We start from the raw sequence: 20,777 nt of genomic DNA, 5'->3' as shown, positions 1-20,777 counted from the left end.
TTTCTGTCATTTCGGTAATGACTGACCACGAAAAAACGGACTCCGAAGTACGGGAGAGGTAGCTACCCTCCCACATCAAAAGTCCGTCTTTTTCGGCGTGGTAGCCTGTCCGAATGCCGTCGGTCATGACTTCCACCCATATATCGTTGTAGCTGTTTTTCAAGAACTCTGTGCGTTCTGCAAGATTCTTGTGGCTCTGGAAATACTCAAAAATCTCCTGCCGCTTGTGCTTGCGCCCGCCGTCGTCCAGCAGGTTCGCTTCAATGAGGTGGGTATCCAGAAAGGGAGGAAATTCGGTGGCTGCAGCGCTTTCGTTGGTTTTGTTTAGCTGTAAATCAGATCGTTCAGTACCTGCTCCTCCGCGCTGTGCCGGAGATTGTTCATCAGACCCGTCCAGCGCAGCGGATCGGTCGCTTTCAACTCCTCCGTCACGCCCTCGGCTTTCGCCATCTGCGCCACGGCCTGTGCTACCATCCTCTGCGCGGTCTGCTCGATCTCCGCCAGATGTTCCGTCAGCCGACAGCTCGTTTTCAAGTTGGTGTACAGCACGCGGCGGTGCTGCTTGAGGTACTGCCGCCGCAGTTCCGCGTACTTGCCCAGATGGACTTCCGGCTCCTGCGGAAGCAGCAGGTTCGGAATCTGAAAGCCGTTCTGCTCGTGATAGGTGATTTCCATGTTCATCGCTCCTTTCAGCGTCAATATTTCGTTCGGTATTGGAATCATACCGGTTTTTGCTGTCCTTTGCAAATAACTGCTCTCGCTGAGCCTGCATGACGGTTCGGCTGATTTCGCGCAGTCCTATTTCTGCGATGTCACTGGTAGCGATGCCAAGGGCGTTGATGGTAGTAGGCGTGTTGAATTCATAGATATGGCCGAATTCATCAGGTGAAAAGTAATCATCTGCCCGCAGGCCCAGACGGGTCAGTAGCATATAGGACACGCTGACTTCCAGTGCATCCCGGTAGAATACCTCCAGATTGAGGTCGTCCAGTTCTTCCAGCAGACTGTCCTCGCGGCAATCCAGTAGGTCATGCAGATAGTCCGTGATGTTATCTGCCACGGCGTTATGGCTGGCAGAGCGCACCGCCTCTGCGAGATTTTCTTTCTCGGCAAGGTTTCCGAAGGTGGCCTCCAGCGTTTCAATGACAGCCGGTTCAAAGGCAGGCTGCATTGTCCAGATCGGCAGCGGACGAGAAAATCGTGACTCGTGCGTATCCGACACATCGAAGTAGAGTTTCAACAGATGCTGTCCATCGTCACCGAACACGGCAATGCTTTTTGCACCGCGATTGACCCAGCGGCCAAACTGCCGGTTCCAGCGTTCCATTTCCAGAACGGCAGTTGCGTCCGGGCGCTGGGCATAGATCAGGATTTGCTCATCAAACGGGCATTTGTAGTTATAGCAGGCCGCACGGAGAAAGCCTGTCCAGCTTTTGTAGCTGCTGGTGACGCTTCGCACGGTCTGGTCGTACAGTTCGGTGATGAACTGAAATTTGGTTGGCAAATGTGTTGTCCTCCTTTCCAAAGGTATGAAAAAAGCAGCCCTTATGGACTGCTTTCAGCGGATGATTTAATTTTACGATATGGAAGTATTACTCACCATGTTTCGGCAAGCAGGAAATCGACAAGATGAACGATTTTAATACCGTTTTCAATGCCGGTATCCATTTCGTTGAGCGTAACGACATATTTAGGATAATGGTCACGAATCTCCATCAGATTTCCGACCTCTCGATCTGAAGTTGCCGGAATCTGGACACAGACCTGCACATAAATCTTTTCGTCACGGCGCGTTGCTACAAAGTCGATCTCCTTCGTATCGTTCTTGCCGATAAAAACATCGTAACCGCGGCGCTTCAATTCCAGAAAGACGATGTTTTCCATCGCACCATCCAGCATCTTTCGATTATAGCCCAGCAGAGCATATTTGAGCGATACATCGGAAAGATAATACTTCTCCTGCGTTTTCAAAATGCTCTTGCCTTGCAGGTCATAGCGTTCGCATGGATAAATGATGAACGCCTGCTCCAACCAGCGCAGATAATTGTAAATGCTCTCCACCGAAACTTTACGGTGCTCACTTTTCAAAAAAGTAGAGATAGAGTTAGCCGAAAAGGTCTTGCCCATATTCTCGATGATGTATTTCACCACGCGATCAAAAAGATCTTGCTTGTTGATACGGTGGCGCTTTACAATATCGCGGGAAACTACGGTGTGATAAATGCCGTTGACGATCTGATAGGCACTCTGCTCATCATACTCGCTCAGCGCAATAATGGGAAAGCCGCCAAAGCGAATATATTCCTCTAGCAGTTCCCTGCGTGATAGGGTGCTGTCTGCCTTAAAGTCCAGATACTCCTTGAACGACAGCGTATAGACGGGAATGGAAACATAGCGCCCTGTCAGATAGGTTGAGATTTCGCTGGACATCAGTTTGGAATTGGAGCCGGTTACATAGATGTCGGCATCTGCACCCTCCAGCAGACTGTTGACCGCTTTTTCCCATCCGTCTATCTCCTGAATCTCGTCCAGCAGAAGGTAGCAATGGTCTTTTCCTTTCATAGCTTCCAGCAGTTCATCATACATCTGCTTGGCGGTGATGTTTTCAGGAATGTCCATCTCCGTGTATCGCTTGGAGATAATATGGTCCTCGGATATGCCACGGCGCAGAAATTCTTCTTTCAGCATTTCAAAAATGGTAGACTTGCCGCAGCGGCGAACGCCAGCCAGTATCTTGACAAGCGGTTTATCAATAAACGGCTCGATAGCTTCAATATAGTCCGGTCTGTTAATCATGATATCGCCTCCCCTATAGCTATTAGTATAACCAGAAAAATCAGGATATGCAATGAGTTTTTCTGGTCTAACCGTAAAAACTTTATATCTATTCAGAGGCGATATGACTTATCGTTCCGGCTCCGCTCGCTTCTTAGCAAGGGAACGCGCTTTGGCTTTCAGCTGTGCGCGGTATTTTTCAAAGGTATCACGCTGGTAGCAATACATATAAAAATTATAATCGCCCTTTGTCGGCGTACAGCGCAGCATATACACATACTGCTTGCTTTCCACCAGAAACGCGCAGGATGGAAGAATAGCATCTTTGATGGCGCAGCTTCGCTGATAGTAAGTGCAGCATCGTTTCATGGTGTCAAAGTCCCGCAGCGGGGAATCTGGCTGTTCTCTCAACCAATTCACGGTGCGGTCAATATCTGCCTTGAACTCAGGTGTGTTCAGCATGTCATTCTGGTGCGGCCACCAAGTCGTAAAAAACTGCTTGCCGCTGCCAAAGTCGCCGCGCAGATGGCCGATACAGCCAGCGACCTTGTCCTGCTCCTCAGTCTGGGAGTAACAGAGGTCATGCAGCGCAGTGTCATCGGCTACAAAAAAGTCGATGACCCGCTTTTCACTGGCGGGGTACTTCTGCTGAAATTCCGCAAGGGTGCGACACTCACCATCCAGAAAGGAAAGACTGTCATTCTCCATTGGAATCCACCCATCAATGGGAAGTTGGAACGGCTCACGGGTGAGGACGGTGCCGTAGTAGTTGGCGAAAATGCTTCTGGCCAGTTCAACGGGTTCGCCCCAATCCTCATCCCCGTGGCGCAGCTCGTAGCGATATACACCCTCCGGCACGGTGGCTCGGTCAACGCGGTATTCTGTAAACAGTGCCGGTTGGTCAAAAATCGTGACCTCCTGATAGGTCACCTTCTGCGCGTCATAGCTCATCTGGTTTCACCTCGTTCTTTTCGTTCTTGTAACGGCGCTGTGTTGGCCTTTGTACGCTCCCGCAAATATTCGGCTTCTGCGTTGATGCGTTGGGCAAAGTCTGCAACAGCATCAAGCTTGGTCGCGCAGTAGTGACCCCAGAAAAAGTTATTCGGGTCATTTTTTACATTGGCCTGCCATGTGACATAGGGCGCTGCCTGATTGTTCGGATTTTCTCCGATGACGAACCGGGCGTTGCCGACGGTCACGCTCTCGATAATGACATAGCCCTCATTGACCTGCTCTTTTTCGTTCATTCTCATGCCTCCTCGGTTTTTTACTTGGCCGAAAGAAGAATATTCTTTCTCGGCACAGTAGTTTTCTTCTCTCTTTCGGCTTAGTTAGGAAAAGGGATTGTAAGGGGAAAACCCATGCAAAGCCTAACGCTCCTGCTGCCGAAGCTGCCGCTTGTGCCAATCCTCCAGCAGCTTGACGATGATTTTCTGTTTTTGTGACGGCGTATAAGTTCGGGGGAAATATTTCGCCAGCACATCGCCTTTCAGCACCAGCTTTTCCTCGATAGGTTTCTCCTCGGTCATAATAGCGTCCACCACATTCTCGTCCAGTTTGCCATCTTGGCTGTACTGTTTGAGCCGCTTGGCCTGACTGAGATTGGGCGTACATTCCTCGCGCTCGATAGCGTCGCAAAGCATAAGCTGTTCCGGCTCGGTGAGGTATGACACCTCCACCGCCGCATTGAACGCAATCGTCTTGTTATCCACACGGTTCAACAGGTCAGGGACAAGACTGGTCAAACGGATATAGCGTCGGATTTGGTCTTTGCTTTCTCCAACCTGCTCCGCCAAAATATCACGCGATTTTATACCGTCTGACTTGTGTGCAATTCGCGCACAAGTTAAATCCGTCCGTTGCCCCTGTCGTTTCATCGCGTCCAGCTTCATCTTATACGCAAAGGCTTTCTCGGATGGAAGCAGTTCCTCGCGCTGCAAGTTACTGTCCACCATAAGCAAAATCGCGGTATCATCGTCCATCTCCCGCACGATGGCAGGAATCTCGGTCAGACCCGCAAGCTGGCTGGCGTGATGACGGCGGTGTCCAGATACGATTTCAAAATTGCCGTCATTTTTCGGGCGTACCAGAATGGGAACCAAAACACCCCGTTCCTTGATACTCTCAACTGTTTCCAGCATTTTATCATCGTCTATTACCTTGAACGGATGGTTCGGGAACGGCTCCAGCTTATCCAGCGGAAGGCTCTGCACACGCTCCTGCGCGTCTGCCTGCCGTTCTTCGTCTGTCTTGAACAGGTCATCATAGCTGGCGAGTTGGATATTTTTCGCGGCACTTTTCATGCTCCAGCACCTCCTTCGTAAATTTCTCATAGGCGGTCGCTACAGGACTGCGCGGGTCAAAGCTGAAAATGCTGGTGCCTCTGGCGCTCATTTCTGCCGCTTTGATACCACGCGGTATCTCGGTGTCGTAGACTCGTATCGCTTTGCCGTAGGCGTTCCGCACAAGCTGGCTGATCTCCTTAGAAAAGTTCGTGCGGCTTTCTGTCATGGTGATGAGGATACCGCTGATTTTCAGATTGGAATTCAGCTGGCGCTGCACCTTGCTGACCGTACGGAGAAGCTGTTCCAAGCCCTTGACGGGTAAGTAATGTGACTGAACCGGGATAATGACCCGATCTGCCGCCGTCAGCGCGTTCAGCGTCAGCATACCGAGGGACGGACTGCAATCCACCAGAATGTAGTCGTACTGCCGCTTGACCTCGCTCAGATAGGTTCGCAGCACCGTTTCGCGGCTCATGGTGTTCACAAGGGACACCTCCAAGCCGGAAAGCTCAATGTTGGCGGGCAGTAGGTCCATGCCCTCCTTGTGGTGGAGGATACCGTTCTGCGGCTCGATGGGGCGGTCTGAGATGATGCGCTCCAGCATGGTGGCCAGCGTGGGGGAGAGCTCGTCCGGCTGCTGCCAGCCGAGCATTTCTGTCAGATTCGCCTGACTGTCTGCGTCGATGAGCAGCACGCGCTTGCCCTGCCGCACCAGTCCAGCGCCCAGATTGACCGCCGTAGTGCTTTTCCCCACGCCGCCCTTTTGGTTCACGATTGCTATGGTCTGCATCTTTTTTCCTTTCTTTTCTATTTTTAAGCAAAAGAAAATCGTCTGTGCAAAACAGACGATTTCTCTTATGTAAATGAGTGCGTTCTATGTACAAAATAGTGTATGTTTTGAGGTGAAAAAACGCCAAAGGAGGTCGGCGTAAACCTCAAGCAGGGCTATAACGGCGATCTGACCAGCCGTCAGGCCGGCTCCGTAGGCGGTCAGATGGTGAAGAAGATGATCGAATCCTACGAGCAGAATATGGCAAACCAGGGCTAAACGCTTCTCTTTCCTGCGTAAAAAGGGACACAGAATCATTCCGTGTCCCTTTACTTATGCTTTCTCTGCCTGTCTGCGGAACAGCTCATCAAGTGTTCTGCCATTCCTGTTCTTCCACTCCGCCCAGCCGTTTGCGCTTACGCCCAAAACGAAACAGGCGTCGCACTGGGCGAGGAAAACGACATGGACTTGCTCAGATAATGCTTGTTATCCTGATAAACAATATCGTTTTCCGATACAAGTCAATTTCTATCCATCCGAACAGTGTAAAGCCGCCGCTTCACAGGGAAACGGCGGCTTTTTACTCTTACTCAGGACTCTCTCCAGTCCGTGAAAATACGCTCTGCATCAGACGCGCTTGCGCACGCGAGCAGCTTATTAGCCAGTTCCCTGCATTCGTCGTAGGAATGCTTTGCAAGGTCTGCCTTTGCTGCCAGCATTGCGGATGCCGACATGGACAGATTGGTCACGCCGAGACCGCACAGCACCGGCGCCATGCCGGCCGTGCCTGCCATCTCGCCGCATACGCCGACTTCGATACCGTTCTCGTTCGCTGCTTTGGCCGTCATGGCGATCAGGCGCAGCACGCCCGGATGAAGCGGACGGTACAGGTAGGAAATCTTCTCGTTGATGCGGTCCACCGCGCAGGAATACTGAATCAGGTCGTTCGTGCCAATCGAGAAGAAGTCAACCTCCTTCGCCAGCACATCCGCGCAGACAGCCGCCACCGGAATCTCGACCATAATGCCGACCTTGACGTTCGGGTTGAAAGGTACGCCTTCCGCGGTCAGCATGTCCTTCGCCTGCTCGAGCACCTGCTTTGCATCACGCACCTCATCCACCGACGAAATCATCGGGAACATAATGCGCAGATCGCCGTACTGCGCGGCACGCAGCAGCGCGCGAAGCTGAATCAGGAACAGCTCCGGTTGATTCAAGCAAATGCGGATCGCGCGGTAGCCGAGGAACGGATTCTGTTCCTGCTCCAGCGCCAGTGCGGGCACTTCCTTGTCGCCGCCGATGTCCAGCGTGCGGATGATAACCGGCTTGCCCTGCATGATCTCACACGCCTTCTTGTAGGCGGCGAACTGCTCTTCCTCGCTCGGCAGGTCGGTACGATCCATGAACAGGAACTCCGAGCGGAACAGACCAACGCCTTCACCGCCAAGCTCCGCTACGCGGACCGCGTCATCCGGCGTACCAATGTTGCCCTCGATAATTACACGGCGGCCATCCGAGGTCGCGCCCTCCTTATCCTTGTACTGCGCGAGCATGGCACGATGCGCCGCATCGGCCTTCTGGCGCTCCGCAAAGTCGGCAAGCGTCTGCTCATCCGGCTGCGCGACTACTTCACCTGCCGCGCCGTCGATCAGCAGCAGGTCGCCGTCCGCGATCTCGTCCGCCTTCTCGCCGGCACCGACAATCGCCGGAATGCCCATCGAACGCGCCATGATCGCCGAATGGCTCGTGCGGCCGCCGATCTTCGTGATAAAACCGGCAACCGGCTTGCCGCCGATCTTCGCCGTGTCGGACGGCGTAAGGTCGTTCGCCACAATAATGCACGGCTCAGTGATCGTGTCAATCGCGTTGTCCGCAATGCCCTTCAGATTCTTAATGACCCGCTGAGAAATATCACCGATGTCTGCTGCACGCGCCTGCATATATTCGTCGTCGAGCGCGCGGAACATCGCCTGAAAGTTCTCGCAGTTGACAAAGCACGCGTACTCCGCGCAAACCTTCTCATCCGTTACAATGTTTGTCATACCCTCGACAAAATCAGGGTCGTCGAGCATCATCAGATGCGCGTCAAAAATTTCCGCCTCAGCCGCACCGATATTCTTTTCCGCATCGTCACGCAGCACTTCGATCTGCTGCTTGGCTTTTTCCACTGCGTCGAGAACGCGCTTGCATTCGGCTTCCGCATCGGCAACGGTCTCCTTAACGACCGAAAGATCTTCTTCCTTGATAACGAGAGCCTTTGCCTTCGCCAGACCCTCCGAAACGCCGATAGCCTTGAATTTAACCATGGGTTTTCCTCCGTTTTTACGATTGTATTTTTATACAAATTTCGCAACCAAACCTATATTATATTGTACAACATCCCTATACTTTCGTCAAGCAAATAAAGTTTTTTCTGCAAACCGACATTTATTTTTTAAAAACGAGTGCCGCACTCGGGATTTGTCTGCTATAATAGAGGCATTCCACACTACTTCTACTGGAGGAAGGATAATTATGGCTAATCGCTGCACTCGTATTCCCGAGATCATGTTTCCGCGTGAAGGCGTGGATCTGTCCAAGTGGGCAGTCATCGCCTGCGACCAGTACACCTCTCAGCCGGACTACTGGGCCGAGACTGATAAGGCCGTCGGTGACGCACCCTCTACCCTGCGTCTGACCCTGCCGGAAGTTTATCTGGAGGACGCGGACGTTGCTGCCCGCACGGAGAAAATCCATCAGACCATGCAGCAGTATGTGCAGGACGGCACGCTGCGCACCCTGCCCGCCGGCGTCGTTCTGACCGAGCGCTGGTCCGGCGGCTCCTGCCCGCGCCGCGGCATCGTGCTGTCGGTCGATCTGGAAGCGTATGAATACACGCCCGGTTCCGCATCCCTCATCCGCCCGACCGAAAAGACGGTTGTCGAGCGTATTCCGCCCCGTCTCAAGGTTCGTCAGGGTGCGTGCCTGGAGCTGCCGCACATTATGATCCTGATCGACGATCCCGACCGTCAGATCATCGAGCCGCTGTTCGAGCAGACCGCCTCTTATGACAAGCTGTACGATACCGACCTGATGCAGAACGGCGGCCATATCACCGGCTGGTTCCTGCCGAACGGTCCGGAGACCGAGGTCATCGAGGCCAAGCTCGAAGCACTCTGCGATCGTGAGACCTTCAACAAGAAGTACGGCTGCACGGATGCACAGGCGCTGCTGCCGTATGCAGTAGGCGACGGCAACCACTCCATGGCCACCGCAAAGGCGTACTGGGAAGAGGTCAAGAAGGACCTGACTGCCGAGGAGCAGGAGAACCATCCGGCACGTTTTGCACTCGTTGAGGTTGTCAACATCCATGACGAGAGCCTGATCATCGAGCCGATCCACCGTGCTCTGTTCGGCGTAGACGCAGATGAGCTGCTCGGCGCACTGACCGACTTCTACAACGGCGAAGGCTGCAAGGCTTACGTTGCCGACGAGGCTCCCAAGAGTGAAAACGTGCACTTCTTCCCGTTCTGCTCGGCGAACAAGTCGGGCGTGTTTGTTGTCGAGAACCCGAAGTGGGCCATTCCGGTCGCTACCATCCAGACCGGTCTGGACGCTTATCTTGAAACCCACACCTCCGCGAAGATCGACTACATCCACGGCACGGACGTTGTTGTTTCGCTGGCGGAAAAGCCGGGCAACCTCGGCTTCATCCTGCCGGACATCGCCAAGAACGACCTGTTCCGCGGCGTTGTTTTCGACGGTGTTCTGCCGCGCAAGACCTTCTCCATGGGTGAGGCGCACGAGAAGCGCTACTACATGGAGGCAAAGACCATCGTAAAGTAAAGGCAACACCGCACAATTAAAGCGGCGGTGCTTTGCGGAAATTTTGTGTCCTGACTTTGTTGCAGTTTCACGGTAATACATCAAGTATTACCGCAAAACTGTGCCTCGTCAGTACGCAAAATTTACTCGCAAATCACTCTTGTTCAATTATGCGGTATTACCTAAAGTTACGCTTTTTCAGAGGACGCAGCCGCATCGGCTGCGTCCTTTTTCCATTCCAGAACTGCCGTGTTTCCTTCTGTGTGGCAAAGTACAAACGCCGGTGCCAGCGCGAACGGCTTTTTCGGGTCGAATGGGCATTGCAGACGCAGTCCGGTCTCGGTCGGCTGAATCTGCACGCTTTCGTTGGATAGAAGCGCGTCCAGAACCGCATCTCCGGTGACAAGCGGCGGCTCGGGCGGCGCATTGCTCTGCGGCAAAGTCTCCGGCGCAGACGCGAGGTAGAACCGTTCGGGTTCGCCCTCGCAGCCAGTCTCATGCAGCATTTGCCGCGAGAGATGCCGGCGCAGGCGCAGACGGCCATGCTCCGGTGCAGGCAGACCGACCCGCAGGATGTTTCCGTTCACGACCGTATAGCAGCGCAGCAGTTCGTCTCCGCAGACAGCGCAGTCGAGATTGACCTGCACGCCGCTCTTGTCCGGGGTCCAGTCGATCGTGCCGATTGGGTTGTCGTTACAGAATACGTCTGCGCGCATGGACGGTTCTCCTTTCTGCAAGTTATAATTTGTTAAACGAAGCGAGCGAAACTCATCTTCGCGGCGGGGCGCATAAGAGGGTAGACAACCTGCGGTTTTGCCCGTAGGCCACTAAACCTTGTTCCCGCGCCGTGCGCGGATTTAATGAGTACGTACCCTCTTATGAATCTCCCCTTTTCCCTTAGAGAGTCTGGCGCAGATTTCCTATATGTGACCGCTCCGAAAAGGAGGAACGGCAGTCGGGTTACCACAGCGTTTCTTTCACGAAATATTCGCAGTTCGCAGACAGCGTACTGCTACACATATCGGAAAGCCTACGCAGAGGGCGGCACGGCTATGCCGCCCAAAGATTACGCCTGCGATTGCAGTGTGGCACGCGCTGTCTGACGCAGAAAAGACGTCCGTAGACGGCAAATCCCAGTCTATACGCAAAAAGCGCATACCCCATAAAAGGATATGCGCTTTCTCCCGCCGTTATACGGCTTACCCCTGCACCGAGCCGAGTCCGAAACTGACCGCCAGTGCTTCATCGACGTGCCGCATGGCTTTTTCGTCGAGCGAGCCCATTTTCTCGCGCAGACGGCGTTTGTCCAGCGTGCGGATCTGCTCAGTCAGGATGATGGAATCCTTAGTCAGTCCGTAGTTTGGCGCACCGACTGTGATATGCGTCGGCATTTTCGCCTTGTTGATCTGCGATGTAATAGCGGCGGCGATCACGGTCGGACTGTACCGATTGCCGACGTTATTCTGCACGATCAGCACCGGCCGGATACCGCCCTGCTCACTGCCAACCACCGGACTGAGATCGGCATAGTAAATATCGCCTCGTTTGATGTTGCTATCCACTTTGGTTCACACTCCGATGAAATAGATTTACGGTGCTGCCTGATGGTTTTCCCGCAAACCTATTTTCCCCGTGTCACACAAAATTATAACTGTATAATGCAGAAAAGCGGAGAGAGAAAAATCTCCTCCGCTTCAAAGCTGTCGCGAAACTACAGTTTCGCCGACAAGCAGGAACGGACCGCAGGCCGTTCCAAAGTCGTCCGAAAGTTCCTGTTCAGAAACTTTCTCCCTCCAGAAGTAAGAAAACCGTGATACATGCTCCCGGTTTTCTTGCATTTGCAACGCAAATGCTGTTTTAATAGCGCTGCCGCGCGATACTATCAAACTAACAGGATACCGACTTTGAGAGACAAATGAAGCGAGGGAAAATCCCTTGCTTCATCTTATGCACGCAATGTCAGTAAATTACCGATAGAAGCGCAGCACGCGCCGGCTGATGGCGCACAGCACCTCGTACGAGATGGTGCCCGCCGCGTCTGCTGCATCCTCTGCCGTCCAGCCTTCCGGGCCGAACACGGTCACTTCGTCACCGCGATGTACGTCTACGCCCTCCGGAATACGCACCATGCACATATCCATGCAGATGCGGCCGAGCACGGGCGCTTTCACGCCGCCGAGCAGCACCTGCGCCTTACCCGAACCGGTACGCAGATAGCCGTCCGCATAACCCATCGAGATAACCGCCATATGGGTCGGCTCTGCCGTCTCGAAGGTGCGGCCATAGCTGATGGTCGTATTCGCCGGAATATCGCGCACCTGCACCACACGCGCCTTGACGGTCATGGCGGGTCTCAGATCGAGCACCGGCGGCACGGAGGCATCCGGCCGATAGCCGTACAGGATAATGCCCGCGCGGGTCATCGTGCAGTGCATCTTCTCGTAGGTCTGGATGGCGCCGCTGTTCGCACAGTGGCGCAGCGGCAGGTCAAGACCGGCCGCTTGCAGACCCTCGCACACATCCGAGAAGCGCTTGTACTGCAATTCCGTGTACGCCTCGCCGGAGGGCACGTCGGCAACCGCAAAATGCGTGAAAATGCCTTCGCTGATCAGGCCCGACAGCTTGGAGCACGCAAGGATATCCTGCACGGTCTGCTCACACTCCCACGACGGGAAGCCGAGCCGCGTCATGCCGGTATCCAGCTTGTAGTGTACGGTGACCGGCTTGCCGGTGCGCTCTGCTGCCGCGCTGATAAACTCTGCGGTCTCGCGGTCGTACACCGGCACGGTGATGCCGTACTGTACCGCCGTGTCCATATCCTTCTCGTCCACATAGCCAAGGATGAGGATGGGCGTTTCGATGCCTGCTTCCCGCAGCTCCACACCCTCCGGAATGGTCGCTACCGCAAAATACGGTGCGTCCATCTTCTCCAGCCGCTTAGCTACCTGCACGGCACCGTGACCGTATGCGTCCGCCTTAACGACACACAGGACCGGCGCCTGCGCCTGCTCGCAGATCACGCGATAATTATGCTCGATCGCACCGAGGTCGATCACCGCCCAAGCGCGGTGTTGATTTACTTCCATTGTTTTCGTCACTCCAACAGAACCGTTTGGTTCCTGATTTACTGACAGGATTCCACCTGTATGGTCAGCACGCGCGCACCGTCCGCATACAGCTCGGCATAGACCGGCTGCAGATCGCTCTGCCGCAGCCACACCTGCTTTTCCACACTGTCGTCTGCCTTCTCATAGCGCAGCACGAGCAGGCTCTCGCCGTTTGTGTGCTCGCTCCACACCTGTGCAGGCGCAGCATACCGCAGATCGTTCAGCAGACAGAACCACGCATCTGCCGGGGTCAGTCCGGTGTGCCGAGGAGCAATATCATCCAGCTGCAAGTCGTTGTACTGCAGCGTGAACGCGCCGTTCTCCTCACCCGAGATGCGTCCGCCGATACCGGCGACCGACTCCGGTGCGGTCAGCGTGAAGGAATCGCTGTCCTCTTTATTATAGACATAGTCGCTTTCAAATTCCAGTACAGATTCGTCCAAATCCGAGATTATTTTCAAATGCGCCGTACAGCTGTCCAACGATGCGAAATGCGCACGCACATCCTCGGCACTCATTTCCGCCGAGCGGCCGCAGCCGCAGAGCAGAACAAGCGCCGCCAAACCACACAGCAGCTTGTTCAGATTACCACTCCTTTGACCGGTTTATCACCATGTTTTCGAGTTATATCGTTTCAGCAGAATCGACAGCTGCGTCAGCATATCGCTCGGCGTCATGCCGTATTCGCTCAGCGCATTCGCAGCCAGATCTCCGGCTCTGCCGTGCAGCCACGCCGCCGTACAGGCTGCCGGAACCGCGTCAATGCCCTGTCCGCACAGCGAAATCAGCATGCCTGCCAGAACATCCCCGCTGCCGCCTTTCGCCATGCCGGGATTGCCCGAGGTATTGCGATAGCAGCCGCCGTCCGGCGTGAAAATGCGGGTGCGGTGTCCCTTGTAGAGCACAATGCACCGATAGTCCTGCGCGAACTGTGCCGCATCCGCAGCGGTCGCGGCCGGCTTGCCGCTAAGCCGTGCGAACTCGCCCGCGTGCGGCGTGAGCACGACCGGCTTTGCCGTTCGCCGCAATATATCCTTATGCCCGGCAATCGAATTTATGCCGTCCGCATCGAGTACAATCTGGCATTTGGCTTTTTCAAGCAGGGTACACACGATTTCGGTCAGCGTATCCGAACGGCCGAGTCCGCACCCGATGAGCAGCGCGTCCGCCTTTTCGGCAAGCGCAAGCAGCTTCGGCAGTGCGTCCATGGAAAACAGCCCGTTTTCATCCTGCGGCATGGGCCGCACGACCGGCTCATTCAGCTTGACCGCCAGCACCGGCCACGCGCCCTGCGGAACTGCCAGCGTCACAACGCCGCTTCCCATGCGGACCGCGCCCTGCGCCGAAAAATATGCCGCGCCTGTATATCCTGCCGAGCCGCACACGCACAGAATGCGGCCGTAGTCGTTTTTATTTGTCTCCGGATTGCGCGAATGCAGTACACCGTCCGCGAAGTCCTGGTTTATCTCAATCATATCGTTTCCTTTCAAGTCGAAGCCGCTGCCGCGTTCGCCTGCGCGTGTACCGCATCGACAGCCAGCACGACCGCCAGCGCAAGTGTTTCGTCTGCAGAATCGGCAATGTCCAGCTGATAGCAGTCACCCCAGGTGAACCACTCCTTGGAGATGGACACGATCTCGCGTCCGTTCTGCGTAATACGGTACTCGTGTGCCCAGAAATCGCCCTCGATCGTCCAGTCAAGACCCTCGATTTCGTATTTTTCGTGAAAAAATGTAAGCCGCTTGACGATTTCCGCGCGTTCCACGCCGTCGATGTACACGAAGAAGCGAGGCATCATGCTGAACACCTTCTGCTGGATGAATGCAGTTTCCCGGCCGGTCAGGTCGGTAACATGCAGCTTCTTTCCCCACGCGAAAAATTCGCCCTCGACGTAGTATTTGTCGGCGCCGGTTTCATCAAACACGGTAAACCGATCCACCCAGGAGAACACCTTTTGTTTGATATATAATTTCATATTGATCCCCCCCTCTTTTCTTACAGGATAACACGGCGTGTGCTGACCGTCAAGTACGGACGCTTCGCTGCACCGCCGCATAGGCTGACACGAGGAGGTGATACTTTGGCGATCAAGATTTTTGTCGATCAGGGACACAATCCGTCCGGTCCGAACACCGGCGCGGAAGGCAGCGGACTGCTCGAGCAGGATGTGACCTACGCGGTCGGCGTGTATCTGGCCGATCTTCTGCGGGCCGACCCGCGGTTTGAGGTACGGCTGAGCCGCAATACGCCCGATGAGATCCTCGGCATAAGCAACGCCACCAGTCTGGCCGAGCGCGTGCGGCTGGCGAACGAGTGGCCTGCGGATTACTTCATCAGCATCCACTGCAACGCGAACGTAAATCCCGCCGTCAACGGCACCGAGGTGTATGTTTATCGGGAAAACACGCAGGCGTACTGGCTGGCGCAGCATGTGCTCGCCGGCATCGTTGCGCGTGTCGGCACGCGTGATAACGGTGTGCGCATCCGTCCAAGCCTGTATGTCCTGCGGCGGACGCAGATGCCTGCGATTCTGGTCGAGCTGGCATACCTGACCAATACTTCCGATGCGATGAAGCTGGAAAACGATCCGTTCGGGTTTGCACAGGGCATTTATAACGGTCTGCTCAGTTATTTTGACTTTGAACCGTATTAACGAAAAAAAGCGAGAGGTTTTACCTCTCGCTTTGCGCTTATTTTATTAGAAACCGCCAGTCACACCGAGCACCTGTCCGGTAATGAAAGACGACTTATCCGAGCACAGATACAGAATACTGTCCGCGACCTCGGCTGCCGCGCCGACTCTTCCGAGCGGTGTCTGATCGGCAAGCTCCTGCATGGTATCCGCACTGTGCATGGCGTTCATGTCGGTGTCGATCACGCCCGGTGCAATGCAGTTGACCCGGATATTGCTCGGGCCAAGCTCCTGCGCGAGCGACTTGCTCAGGCCGATAATCGCAGCCTTGCTCGCGGAATAATGGCTCTCACAGGACGCGCCGCACTCCCCCCACATGGACGACACCGTGACGATGCTTCCCTTGTGGTTGTGCAGCATTTCGGGCAGCACGGCGCGAATCGTGCGCACCGTACCCATGAGATTGACATCCAACATGTGCATCCAGTCCGCGTCCGTGATATTTTGGAACAGCTTCTGTTCGGCAATGCCTGCGTTGCAGACCACAGCATCTATCGTGCCGAACCGCGCCTTCACTTCCGCGACCGCGAGTTCCACTGCCGCCGTATCCTGCTGATCGGCTGAAAGTGCAAGTGCGCCGGTCTCCCCAGCGAGCCTGTCCGCCGCTTCCCTGCTTTTGCTGTAAGTAAACGCGGTATTCCATCCGTTTTCGGCAAACACACGCACACAGGCGGCACCGATACCGCGCGAGCCTCCGGTGATGAGAACAGTCTGCGCCATGTTAGATGGCAACCGTCTGCTGTGCCTCGAACAGACACTGGTTCAGATCCTTGCTCTGTGCCAGACCTTCCTCAATGTCGATATCGGTAACAATGCTGTTATCCGAAACAACAACGCGGTTGGTCTTGCCCTCCATCAGAGCACGAACCGCAGCATAACCCATGCGAGTCGCCATAACACGATCCATAGCAGACGGAGAGCCGCCGCGCTGGATATGGCCGAGGATGGTAACACGGGTATCGATGCCGGTAGCCTCGTGAATCTGGTCTGCAACGTCCTGTGCGGAGCCATAGCCCTCGGCTACGATGATGATATGGTGGTTGCGGCCCTTGATGCGGCCGATACGCATTTTCTCTACGATCTCGGTGTCGAAATCCAGCTGACGCTCGGGCAGGCAGATTGCGGTCGCGCCGACTGCACAGCCAACCTGCAGTGCCAGATGACCTGCACGGCGGCCCATAACCTCTACAACAGAGCAGCGCTCGTGGGACTGCATGGTGTCGCGCAGCTTATCGATGCACTCGATCGCGGTATTGCAGGCGGTGTCAAAACCGATGGTGTAATCCGAGCAGCCGATATCATTATCAATGGTACCCGGAACGCCGATGCACGGAACTCCCTTGCGGGAAAGCGCCTGTGCACCGCGGAATGTACCGTCACCGCCGCAGCAGATCAGGCCGTCAATACCGAGGTAACGGCAGGTGTCAGCCGCCTTCTGCAGACCTTCCTCGGTCAGCATTTCCTTGCAGCGTGCGGTGTACAGCATGGTGCCGCCCTTGCGGATAATGCCGTCTACACTGCGGGCACCCATCTCGATGATGTCACCGTTGATGAGACCGCTGTAGCCGCGGCGAATGCCAAGAACGGAAATATCGTGTGCGCTTGCGCTGCGGACTACCGAGCGGATAAGTGCGTTCATGCCGGGTGCGTCGCCGCCGCTGGTAAGTACGCCGATTCTGCGAATTTGTTTATCCATGATAAAGCCTCCCTGTTGTCGGGTCTGTTTTCTTTCTTAGCGGCACAGTCGATGCCGCACTGACCTCTGTATTGCAGTTTTGTTTCCCTCTGCGGAAACCGTCTCTCTCCCTACGGATAAACACAGTCTCCTATTGTATTATAACATCTTCCTCGCGCAAGAGAAAGCGTAATCTTGTTAAAAATGCAATATCCGGTTTGCACCAGTACCGGCGGGCAGCGAGCGTCTTTTTCTTCGTGTCCATCGGGTAGAGATAGACCGGCGTATCGCCGGGCTGCGTGCGCAAAACCTCTTTAATCTGCGTCCATTCATCGCCCTGCAGACTGGAAATACGCAAAAACAGCTTTTGCGGCGCCAGCTTCGCCGCCTGCGCATCGGTGTAGACCGATTTCTGCGTGCCCTTTTTCGGCTGCTGCAGGCTCTCCACCGCACTCTCAGTGAGCGGCTGCGCCTCGTTCAGCAGCACCTTGGGCGCCTCGTCCTCTCGGGCGTCGATCTTACCGGTGAGCAGGACTGCGCTGTCCTCGGTGAGATATGCGCCGCACTGCTGCAGCGAACGCGGGAACACGACAAGTTCAATCGCCGCCGTGTCGTCCTCTGCGGTGACATATGCCATCATCGAGCCGTTCTTGGTCGATTTCAGACGCACCGCCGTGATAACACAAGCAAGCCGGACGGTCATGCCGTCCTTGTAGACCGGCTGGCTGCTCTCGCCCGTCAGGTCGTCGATGATCTGCTTGACGGAGGCCGCCTGCGCCTTCTGCGTCAGGCTGCGGTACTCGTCCATCGGGTGACCGGAGAGGTACAGACCGGTGGTCTCCTTCTCCATCGCCAGCAGTTCCCGCTTGGGTACTTCCGGAATGTTCGGCATCGCAATCTGCGTGTCGCGCACCTCGTCGTTGCCCATGCCGAACAGGTCCATCTGCCCCTCGATGTTCTTCTTGCGGTTCTGGGCAATGGCATCTACCACGGGATTGACGATTTTCAAAAGCTGACTGCGGTAGTAGTGCATGGAATCGAACGAGCCTGCCTTGATGAGACTTTCAAGGGCTCTGCGATTGAGTTCGCGGTCGTACATGCGCTCACAGAAATCCTGGAACGAGGTAAACAGGCCGTTCGCCTCTCGCTCCTCGACAAGCTGCTTCATAAACGAGCGTCCCACACCCTTGACCGCAGCAAGGCCGAAACGGATATTCTCGCCCGCAACCGAAAACTCATCGTAAGACTCGTTTACGTCCGGCGGGAGCACCGCGATGCCCATATCACGCGCCGCCTGAATATACTCGGAGATCTTATCCGAAACATCCAGAACGCTCGTCAGCAGCGCCGCCAGATACTCGCGCGGGTAATGGCACTTGAGGTACGCCGTGCGGAACGATACGACTGCGTAGCATACGGCATGTGCCTTGTTGAACGCGTAGTTTGCGAAATCCATGATCTCGTCAAACAGACTTGCCGCAACAGCTTCGGGCACGCCGCGCTTGATGGCGCCGTCAATGCCCAGCTCCTCATTGCCGTAGATGAAGTTGACGCGCTCCTTTTCCAGCTCCTTCATCTTCTTTTTACTCATGGCGCGGCGCACCATATCTGCCTTGCCGAGCGAGTAACCCGCAAGGCTCTGGAACACCTGCATAACCTGTTCCTGATAGATCATACAGCCGTAGGTGACGCTTAAAATCGGCTCGAGCAGCGGATGCTTGTACGTTACCTTTTCCGGATGATGACGGCACTCGATGTAGCGCGGAATGGACTGCATCGGACCGGGCCGGTACAGCGCAACGACTGCGGTAATATCCTCGATAGACTGCGGCCGCAGACCGGTAACGACGTTGGTAATGCCCGCGCTTTCCAGCTGGAACACGCCCATGGTCGAGCCCTTGCCGAGCATTTCATAGGTCGCGGGGTCGCTCATATCCACGTTCTCGATGGAAAAATCCGGCGTGTGACGGCGAATCAGCTTTTCTGCGTCCGCGATAACGGTCAGGTTGCGCAGGCCGAGGAAGTCCATCTTGAGCAGACCCAGTTCCTCGATGGTCACCATCGTAAACTGCGTTACCATCTGGTCGCCGTTGCGCGACAGCGGAACGTAGGTGTCCACGGGGTCCTTGGTGATAACCACGCCTGCCGCATGCGTCGATGCGTTGCGCGGCATGCCCTCGAGCGCACGCGCCGTATCAATAAGCTCTTTGACCTGCGGCTGCTCGTCGTACATCTTTTTCAGCTCCGCGTTGATGGTCAGCGCCTTGTCGATCGTAATGTGCAGCTCGTTCGGCACCTGCTTGGCAACCGCGTCAACATCGTTGTACGGAATGTTGAGCGCACGGCCGACATCGCGGATGGCACCGCGGGCAGCCATCGTGCCGAACGTGACAATCTGCGCCACGCGGTCCTTGCCATACTTGCGGGTAACGTACTCGATGACCTCCGGACGGCGAACATAGCAGAAGTCCACGTCGATATCCGGCATGGAGACACGCTCCGGATTCAAAAATCGCTCGAAGTACAGCGAGTAGTGAATCGGGTCAAGGTCAGTGATAGCGAGACAGTACGATACGATCGAGCCTGCTGCCGAGCCGCGTCCGGGTCCGACCGGAATGCCCTGACTTTTCGCGTAGCCGATAAAGTCGGACACGATGAGGAAGTAATCGACAAAGCCCATCTTGGCGATCATGTCGATCTCGTACTGCAGACGCTTGCGCACGGTGCCGTCGTCGTTCGGATAGCGTCTTGCGAAGCCTTCATCGCACAGCTTCTGCAGATATTCGAGCGAGGTGTAGCCGTCCGGCACATCGAATTCCGGCAGGTGGTACTTGCCAAACTCGAACTCGACCTGACAGCGTTCCGCAATCTTTACCGTGTTGGCGAGTGCCTCCGGGTGCTCCGGGAACAGCGCCGCCATTTCGTCCGCGTCCTTGATGTAGAACTCCTGTGTCTCGAACTTCATGCGGGTCGGGTCATCCACGGTCTTGCCCATCTGGATGGACATGAGCACGTCCTGAATGCGCGCATCCGCCTTAGTCAGATAATGCGCGTCGTTCGTTGCCACCAGACCGATATTCAGCTCTCTGGAAAGCTGGTACAGACCCTCATTGACTTTCTGCTGTAGCGGAATGCCGTGGTCCTGAATCTCAAGATAGAAATGCTTCCGGTCAAAAATATCGAGGAACTGCTCGCAGAGGTCATACGCGCCGTCCATATCACCATCCGCCAGCGCACGCGGGATCGCGCCCGCCAGACAGGCAGACAAACAGATGAGTCCCTCGCTGTGCGCGCGCAGCAGCTCCATGTCGATACGCGGCTTCATGTAAAAGCCCTCCGAGAAACCGCACGACACCATGTGGATGAGGTTGCGGTAGCCGGTCATGTTCTCGCACAGCAGGATGAGGTGCGTGTGCCACTCGCCGTTGATGTAGCTGCGGTCAAAGCGCGAATGCGGCGCCAGATACACCTCGCAGCCGATGACCGGATGGATACCCTTCGCCTTGCAGGCGCGGTAAAAGTCGATCACGCCGTACATGACGCCATGGTCGGTCAGCGCGCAAGAGGTCTGCCCCAGCTCTGCCACACGGTCCACCAGCTTTTCGATACGGCAGGCGCCGTCCAGCAGGCTGTATTCGCTGTGGACATGCAGATGTGCAAATGGTACCAA

At 55.4% G+C, this 20,777-nt stretch carries 19 protein-coding genes and 2 pseudogenes; 5 read left to right on the top strand and 16 right to left on the bottom strand.

Translation table 11 applies throughout. The features are described from left to right. Nucleotides 1-324: 324 nt before the first annotated feature. The gene (locus tag DWZ82_RS05940) at nt 325-675 is read right to left on the bottom strand and encodes a TnpV protein (protein WP_243022892.1); all 351 of its coding nucleotides are present in this window, start codon (nt 673-675) and stop codon (nt 325-327) included. Nucleotides 676-1,243: 568 nt separating this feature from the next. On the opposite strand from DWZ82_RS05940, the gene DWZ82_RS14960 reads away from it, so the two are divergent. Continuing rightward, nucleotides 1,244-1,633 (top strand): hypothetical protein, encoded by a 390-nt coding sequence (locus DWZ82_RS14960; RefSeq protein WP_147356909.1) that lies wholly within the window; start codon nt 1,244-1,246, stop codon nt 1,631-1,633. Here DWZ82_RS14960 and DWZ82_RS05935 read toward each other — a convergent pair. The 5 genes from DWZ82_RS05935 to DWZ82_RS05915 all read right to left on the bottom strand — a co-directional run bounded on the left by DWZ82_RS05935 (nt 1,597) and on the right by DWZ82_RS05915 (nt 5,850). Beyond that, on the bottom strand, nt 1,597-2,796 hold the full coding sequence (locus DWZ82_RS05935) for an ATP-binding protein (RefSeq protein WP_118479501.1): 1,200 nt from the start codon (nt 2,794-2,796) through the stop codon (nt 1,597-1,599). The two genes, DWZ82_RS14960 and DWZ82_RS05935, sit on opposite strands and share 37 nt — an antisense overlap. Nucleotides 2,797-2,904: 108 nt before the next feature. Next, on the bottom strand, nt 2,905-3,726 hold the full coding sequence (locus DWZ82_RS05930) for an LPD28 domain-containing protein (protein ID WP_118479499.1): 822 nt from the start codon (nt 3,724-3,726) through the stop codon (nt 2,905-2,907). After that, on the bottom strand, nt 3,723-4,022 hold the full coding sequence (locus tag DWZ82_RS05925; RefSeq protein ID WP_118479497.1) for a hypothetical protein: 300 nt from the start codon (nt 4,020-4,022) through the stop codon (nt 3,723-3,725). The genes DWZ82_RS05930 and DWZ82_RS05925 overlap by 4 nt, the downstream gene beginning before the upstream one ends. 123 nt (nt 4,023-4,145) lie before the next feature. Continuing rightward, complete coding sequence (locus DWZ82_RS05920) at nt 4,146-5,078, bottom strand: ParB/RepB/Spo0J family partition protein (RefSeq protein WP_118479495.1); 933 nt, start codon at nt 5,076-5,078, stop codon at nt 4,146-4,148. After that, nucleotides 5,038-5,850: a ParA family protein gene (locus DWZ82_RS05915; protein WP_118479493.1), complete on the bottom strand. Its 813-nt coding sequence runs from the start codon at nt 5,848-5,850 to the stop codon at nt 5,038-5,040. The genes DWZ82_RS05920 and DWZ82_RS05915 overlap by 41 nt, the downstream gene beginning before the upstream one ends. A 36-nt stretch (nt 5,851-5,886) precedes the next feature. Here DWZ82_RS05915 and DWZ82_RS15995 point away from each other — a divergent pair. Both DWZ82_RS15995 and DWZ82_RS05905 read left to right on the top strand, forming a co-directional pair. Next, a pseudogene (locus tag DWZ82_RS15995) lies at nt 5,887-5,949 on the top strand (hypothetical protein); the annotation flags it as partial. A 27-nt stretch (nt 5,950-5,976) separates the two neighbouring features. Further along, nucleotides 5,977-6,108: pseudogene (locus tag DWZ82_RS05905) on the top strand (alpha/beta-type small acid-soluble spore protein); the annotation flags it as partial. Nucleotides 6,109-6,419: 311 nt separating this feature from the next. Here the strand turns inward: DWZ82_RS05905 and ptsP are convergent. Further along, entirely contained in the window at nt 6,420-8,135 is a 1,716-nt protein-coding gene (ptsP, locus tag DWZ82_RS05895; RefSeq protein ID WP_118479491.1) for a phosphoenolpyruvate--protein phosphotransferase, read from the bottom strand. A 208-nt stretch (nt 8,136-8,343) separates the two neighbouring features. Between ptsP and DWZ82_RS05890 the strand changes: the two genes are divergently transcribed. After that, nucleotides 8,344-9,654: a DUF1015 domain-containing protein gene (locus DWZ82_RS05890; RefSeq protein WP_118479489.1), complete on the top strand. Its 1,311-nt coding sequence runs from the start codon at nt 8,344-8,346 to the stop codon at nt 9,652-9,654. 167 nt (nt 9,655-9,821) lie between these two features. On the opposite strand, the gene DWZ82_RS05885 is transcribed toward DWZ82_RS05890, so the two are convergent. The 6 genes from DWZ82_RS05885 to DWZ82_RS05860 form a co-directional block, all read right to left on the bottom strand. Next, a complete protein-coding gene (locus DWZ82_RS05885; protein WP_118479487.1) occupies nt 9,822-10,349 on the bottom strand; it encodes a hypothetical protein in 528 nt (175 codons plus the stop codon). Nucleotides 10,350-10,832: 483 nt separating this feature from the next. After that, a complete protein-coding gene (locus DWZ82_RS05880; RefSeq protein WP_110437051.1) occupies nt 10,833-11,195 on the bottom strand; it encodes a type II toxin-antitoxin system PemK/MazF family toxin in 363 nt (120 codons plus the stop codon). Between the two features lie 405 nt (nt 11,196-11,600). Then, on the bottom strand, nt 11,601-12,719 hold the full coding sequence (gene alr / locus DWZ82_RS05875; RefSeq protein ID WP_118479485.1) for an alanine racemase: 1,119 nt from the start codon (nt 12,717-12,719) through the stop codon (nt 11,601-11,603). A 38-nt stretch (nt 12,720-12,757) separates the two neighbouring features. After that, nucleotides 12,758-13,303 carry a hypothetical protein gene (locus DWZ82_RS05870; protein WP_118479483.1) on the bottom strand — a complete coding sequence of 182 codons (546 nt, stop codon included), beginning with the start codon at nt 13,301-13,303 and terminating at the stop codon, nt 12,758-12,760. A gap of 45 nt (nt 13,304-13,348) precedes the next feature. Further along, a complete protein-coding gene (locus DWZ82_RS05865) occupies nt 13,349-14,215 on the bottom strand; it encodes an NAD(P)H-hydrate dehydratase (protein ID WP_118479481.1) in 867 nt (288 codons plus the stop codon). Nucleotides 14,216-14,226: 11 nt separating this feature from the next. After that, complete coding sequence (locus DWZ82_RS05860) at nt 14,227-14,715, bottom strand: LURP-one-related/scramblase family protein (RefSeq protein ID WP_158575106.1); 489 nt, start codon at nt 14,713-14,715, stop codon at nt 14,227-14,229. Between the two features lie 105 nt (nt 14,716-14,820). Between DWZ82_RS05860 and DWZ82_RS05855 the strand changes: the two genes are divergently transcribed. Beyond that, the gene (locus DWZ82_RS05855) at nt 14,821-15,393 is read left to right on the top strand and encodes an N-acetylmuramoyl-L-alanine amidase family protein (RefSeq protein ID WP_118479476.1); all 573 of its coding nucleotides are present in this window, start codon (nt 14,821-14,823) and stop codon (nt 15,391-15,393) included. Between the two features lie 45 nt (nt 15,394-15,438). Here the strand turns inward: DWZ82_RS05855 and DWZ82_RS05850 are convergent, their stop codons facing one another. The 3 genes from DWZ82_RS05850 to DWZ82_RS05840 all read right to left on the bottom strand — a co-directional run bounded on the left by DWZ82_RS05850 (nt 15,439) and on the right by DWZ82_RS05840 (nt 20,777). Continuing rightward, nucleotides 15,439-16,152, bottom strand: coding sequence for an SDR family NAD(P)-dependent oxidoreductase (locus DWZ82_RS05850; RefSeq protein WP_118479474.1), 714 nt, complete (start codon nt 16,150-16,152; stop codon nt 15,439-15,441). A gap of 1 nt (nt 16,153) precedes the next feature. Further along, nucleotides 16,154-17,128 (bottom strand): 6-phosphofructokinase, encoded by a 975-nt coding sequence (gene pfkA / locus DWZ82_RS05845; RefSeq protein ID WP_118479472.1) that lies wholly within the window; start codon nt 17,126-17,128, stop codon nt 16,154-16,156. Nucleotides 17,129-17,258: 130 nt separating this feature from the next. Beyond that, complete coding sequence (locus DWZ82_RS05840; protein WP_118479470.1) at nt 17,259-20,777, bottom strand: DNA polymerase III subunit alpha; 3,519 nt, start codon at nt 20,775-20,777, stop codon at nt 17,259-17,261.

It is taken from the genome of Butyricicoccus sp. AF35-5AC, from assembly GCF_003477715.1.
Lineage (GTDB): Bacteria > Bacillota > Clostridia > Oscillospirales > Butyricicoccaceae > Agathobaculum > Agathobaculum butyriciproducens.
Note: the sequence above shows the minus strand (reverse complement) of the source record. Positions and strands in the feature narration are given on the sequence as shown.

What these genes read in the sequence shown, in the direction of transcription:
- DWZ82_RS05940 (WP_243022892.1), bottom strand. Translation starts at nt 675, where the DNA reads ATGGAAATCACCTATCACGAGCAGAACGGCTTTCAGATTCCGAACCTG.
- DWZ82_RS14960 (WP_147356909.1), top strand. Translation starts at nt 1,244, where the DNA reads ATGCTGTCCATCGTCACCGAACACGGCAATGCTTTTTGCACCGCGATT.
- DWZ82_RS05935 (WP_118479501.1), bottom strand. Translation starts at nt 2,796, where the DNA reads ATGATTAACAGACCGGACTATATTGAAGCTATCGAGCCGTTTATTGAT.
- DWZ82_RS05930 (WP_118479499.1), bottom strand. Translation starts at nt 3,726, where the DNA reads ATGAGCTATGACGCGCAGAAGGTGACCTATCAGGAGGTCACGATTTTT.
- DWZ82_RS05925 (WP_118479497.1), bottom strand. Translation starts at nt 4,022, where the DNA reads ATGAACGAAAAAGAGCAGGTCAATGAGGGCTATGTCATTATCGAGAGC.
- DWZ82_RS05920 (WP_118479495.1), bottom strand. Translation starts at nt 5,078, where the DNA reads ATGAAAAGTGCCGCGAAAAATATCCAACTCGCCAGCTATGATGACCTG.
- DWZ82_RS05915 (WP_118479493.1), bottom strand. Translation starts at nt 5,850, where the DNA reads ATGCAGACCATAGCAATCGTGAACCAAAAGGGCGGCGTGGGGAAAAGC.
- ptsP (WP_118479491.1), bottom strand. Translation starts at nt 8,135, where the DNA reads ATGGTTAAATTCAAGGCTATCGGCGTTTCGGAGGGTCTGGCGAAGGCA.
- DWZ82_RS05890 (WP_118479489.1), top strand. Translation starts at nt 8,344, where the DNA reads ATGGCTAATCGCTGCACTCGTATTCCCGAGATCATGTTTCCGCGTGAA.
- DWZ82_RS05885 (WP_118479487.1), bottom strand. Translation starts at nt 10,349, where the DNA reads ATGCGCGCAGACGTATTCTGTAACGACAACCCAATCGGCACGATCGAC.
- alr (WP_118479485.1), bottom strand. Translation starts at nt 12,719, where the DNA reads ATGGAAGTAAATCAACACCGCGCTTGGGCGGTGATCGACCTCGGTGCG.
- DWZ82_RS05865 (WP_118479481.1), bottom strand. Translation starts at nt 14,215, where the DNA reads ATGATTGAGATAAACCAGGACTTCGCGGACGGTGTACTGCATTCGCGC.
- DWZ82_RS05860 (WP_158575106.1), bottom strand. Translation starts at nt 14,715, where the DNA reads ATGAAATTATATATCAAACAAAAGGTGTTCTCCTGGGTGGATCGGTTT.
- DWZ82_RS05850 (WP_118479474.1), bottom strand. Translation starts at nt 16,152, where the DNA reads ATGGCGCAGACTGTTCTCATCACCGGAGGCTCGCGCGGTATCGGTGCC.
- pfkA (WP_118479472.1), bottom strand. Translation starts at nt 17,128, where the DNA reads ATGGATAAACAAATTCGCAGAATCGGCGTACTTACCAGCGGCGGCGAC.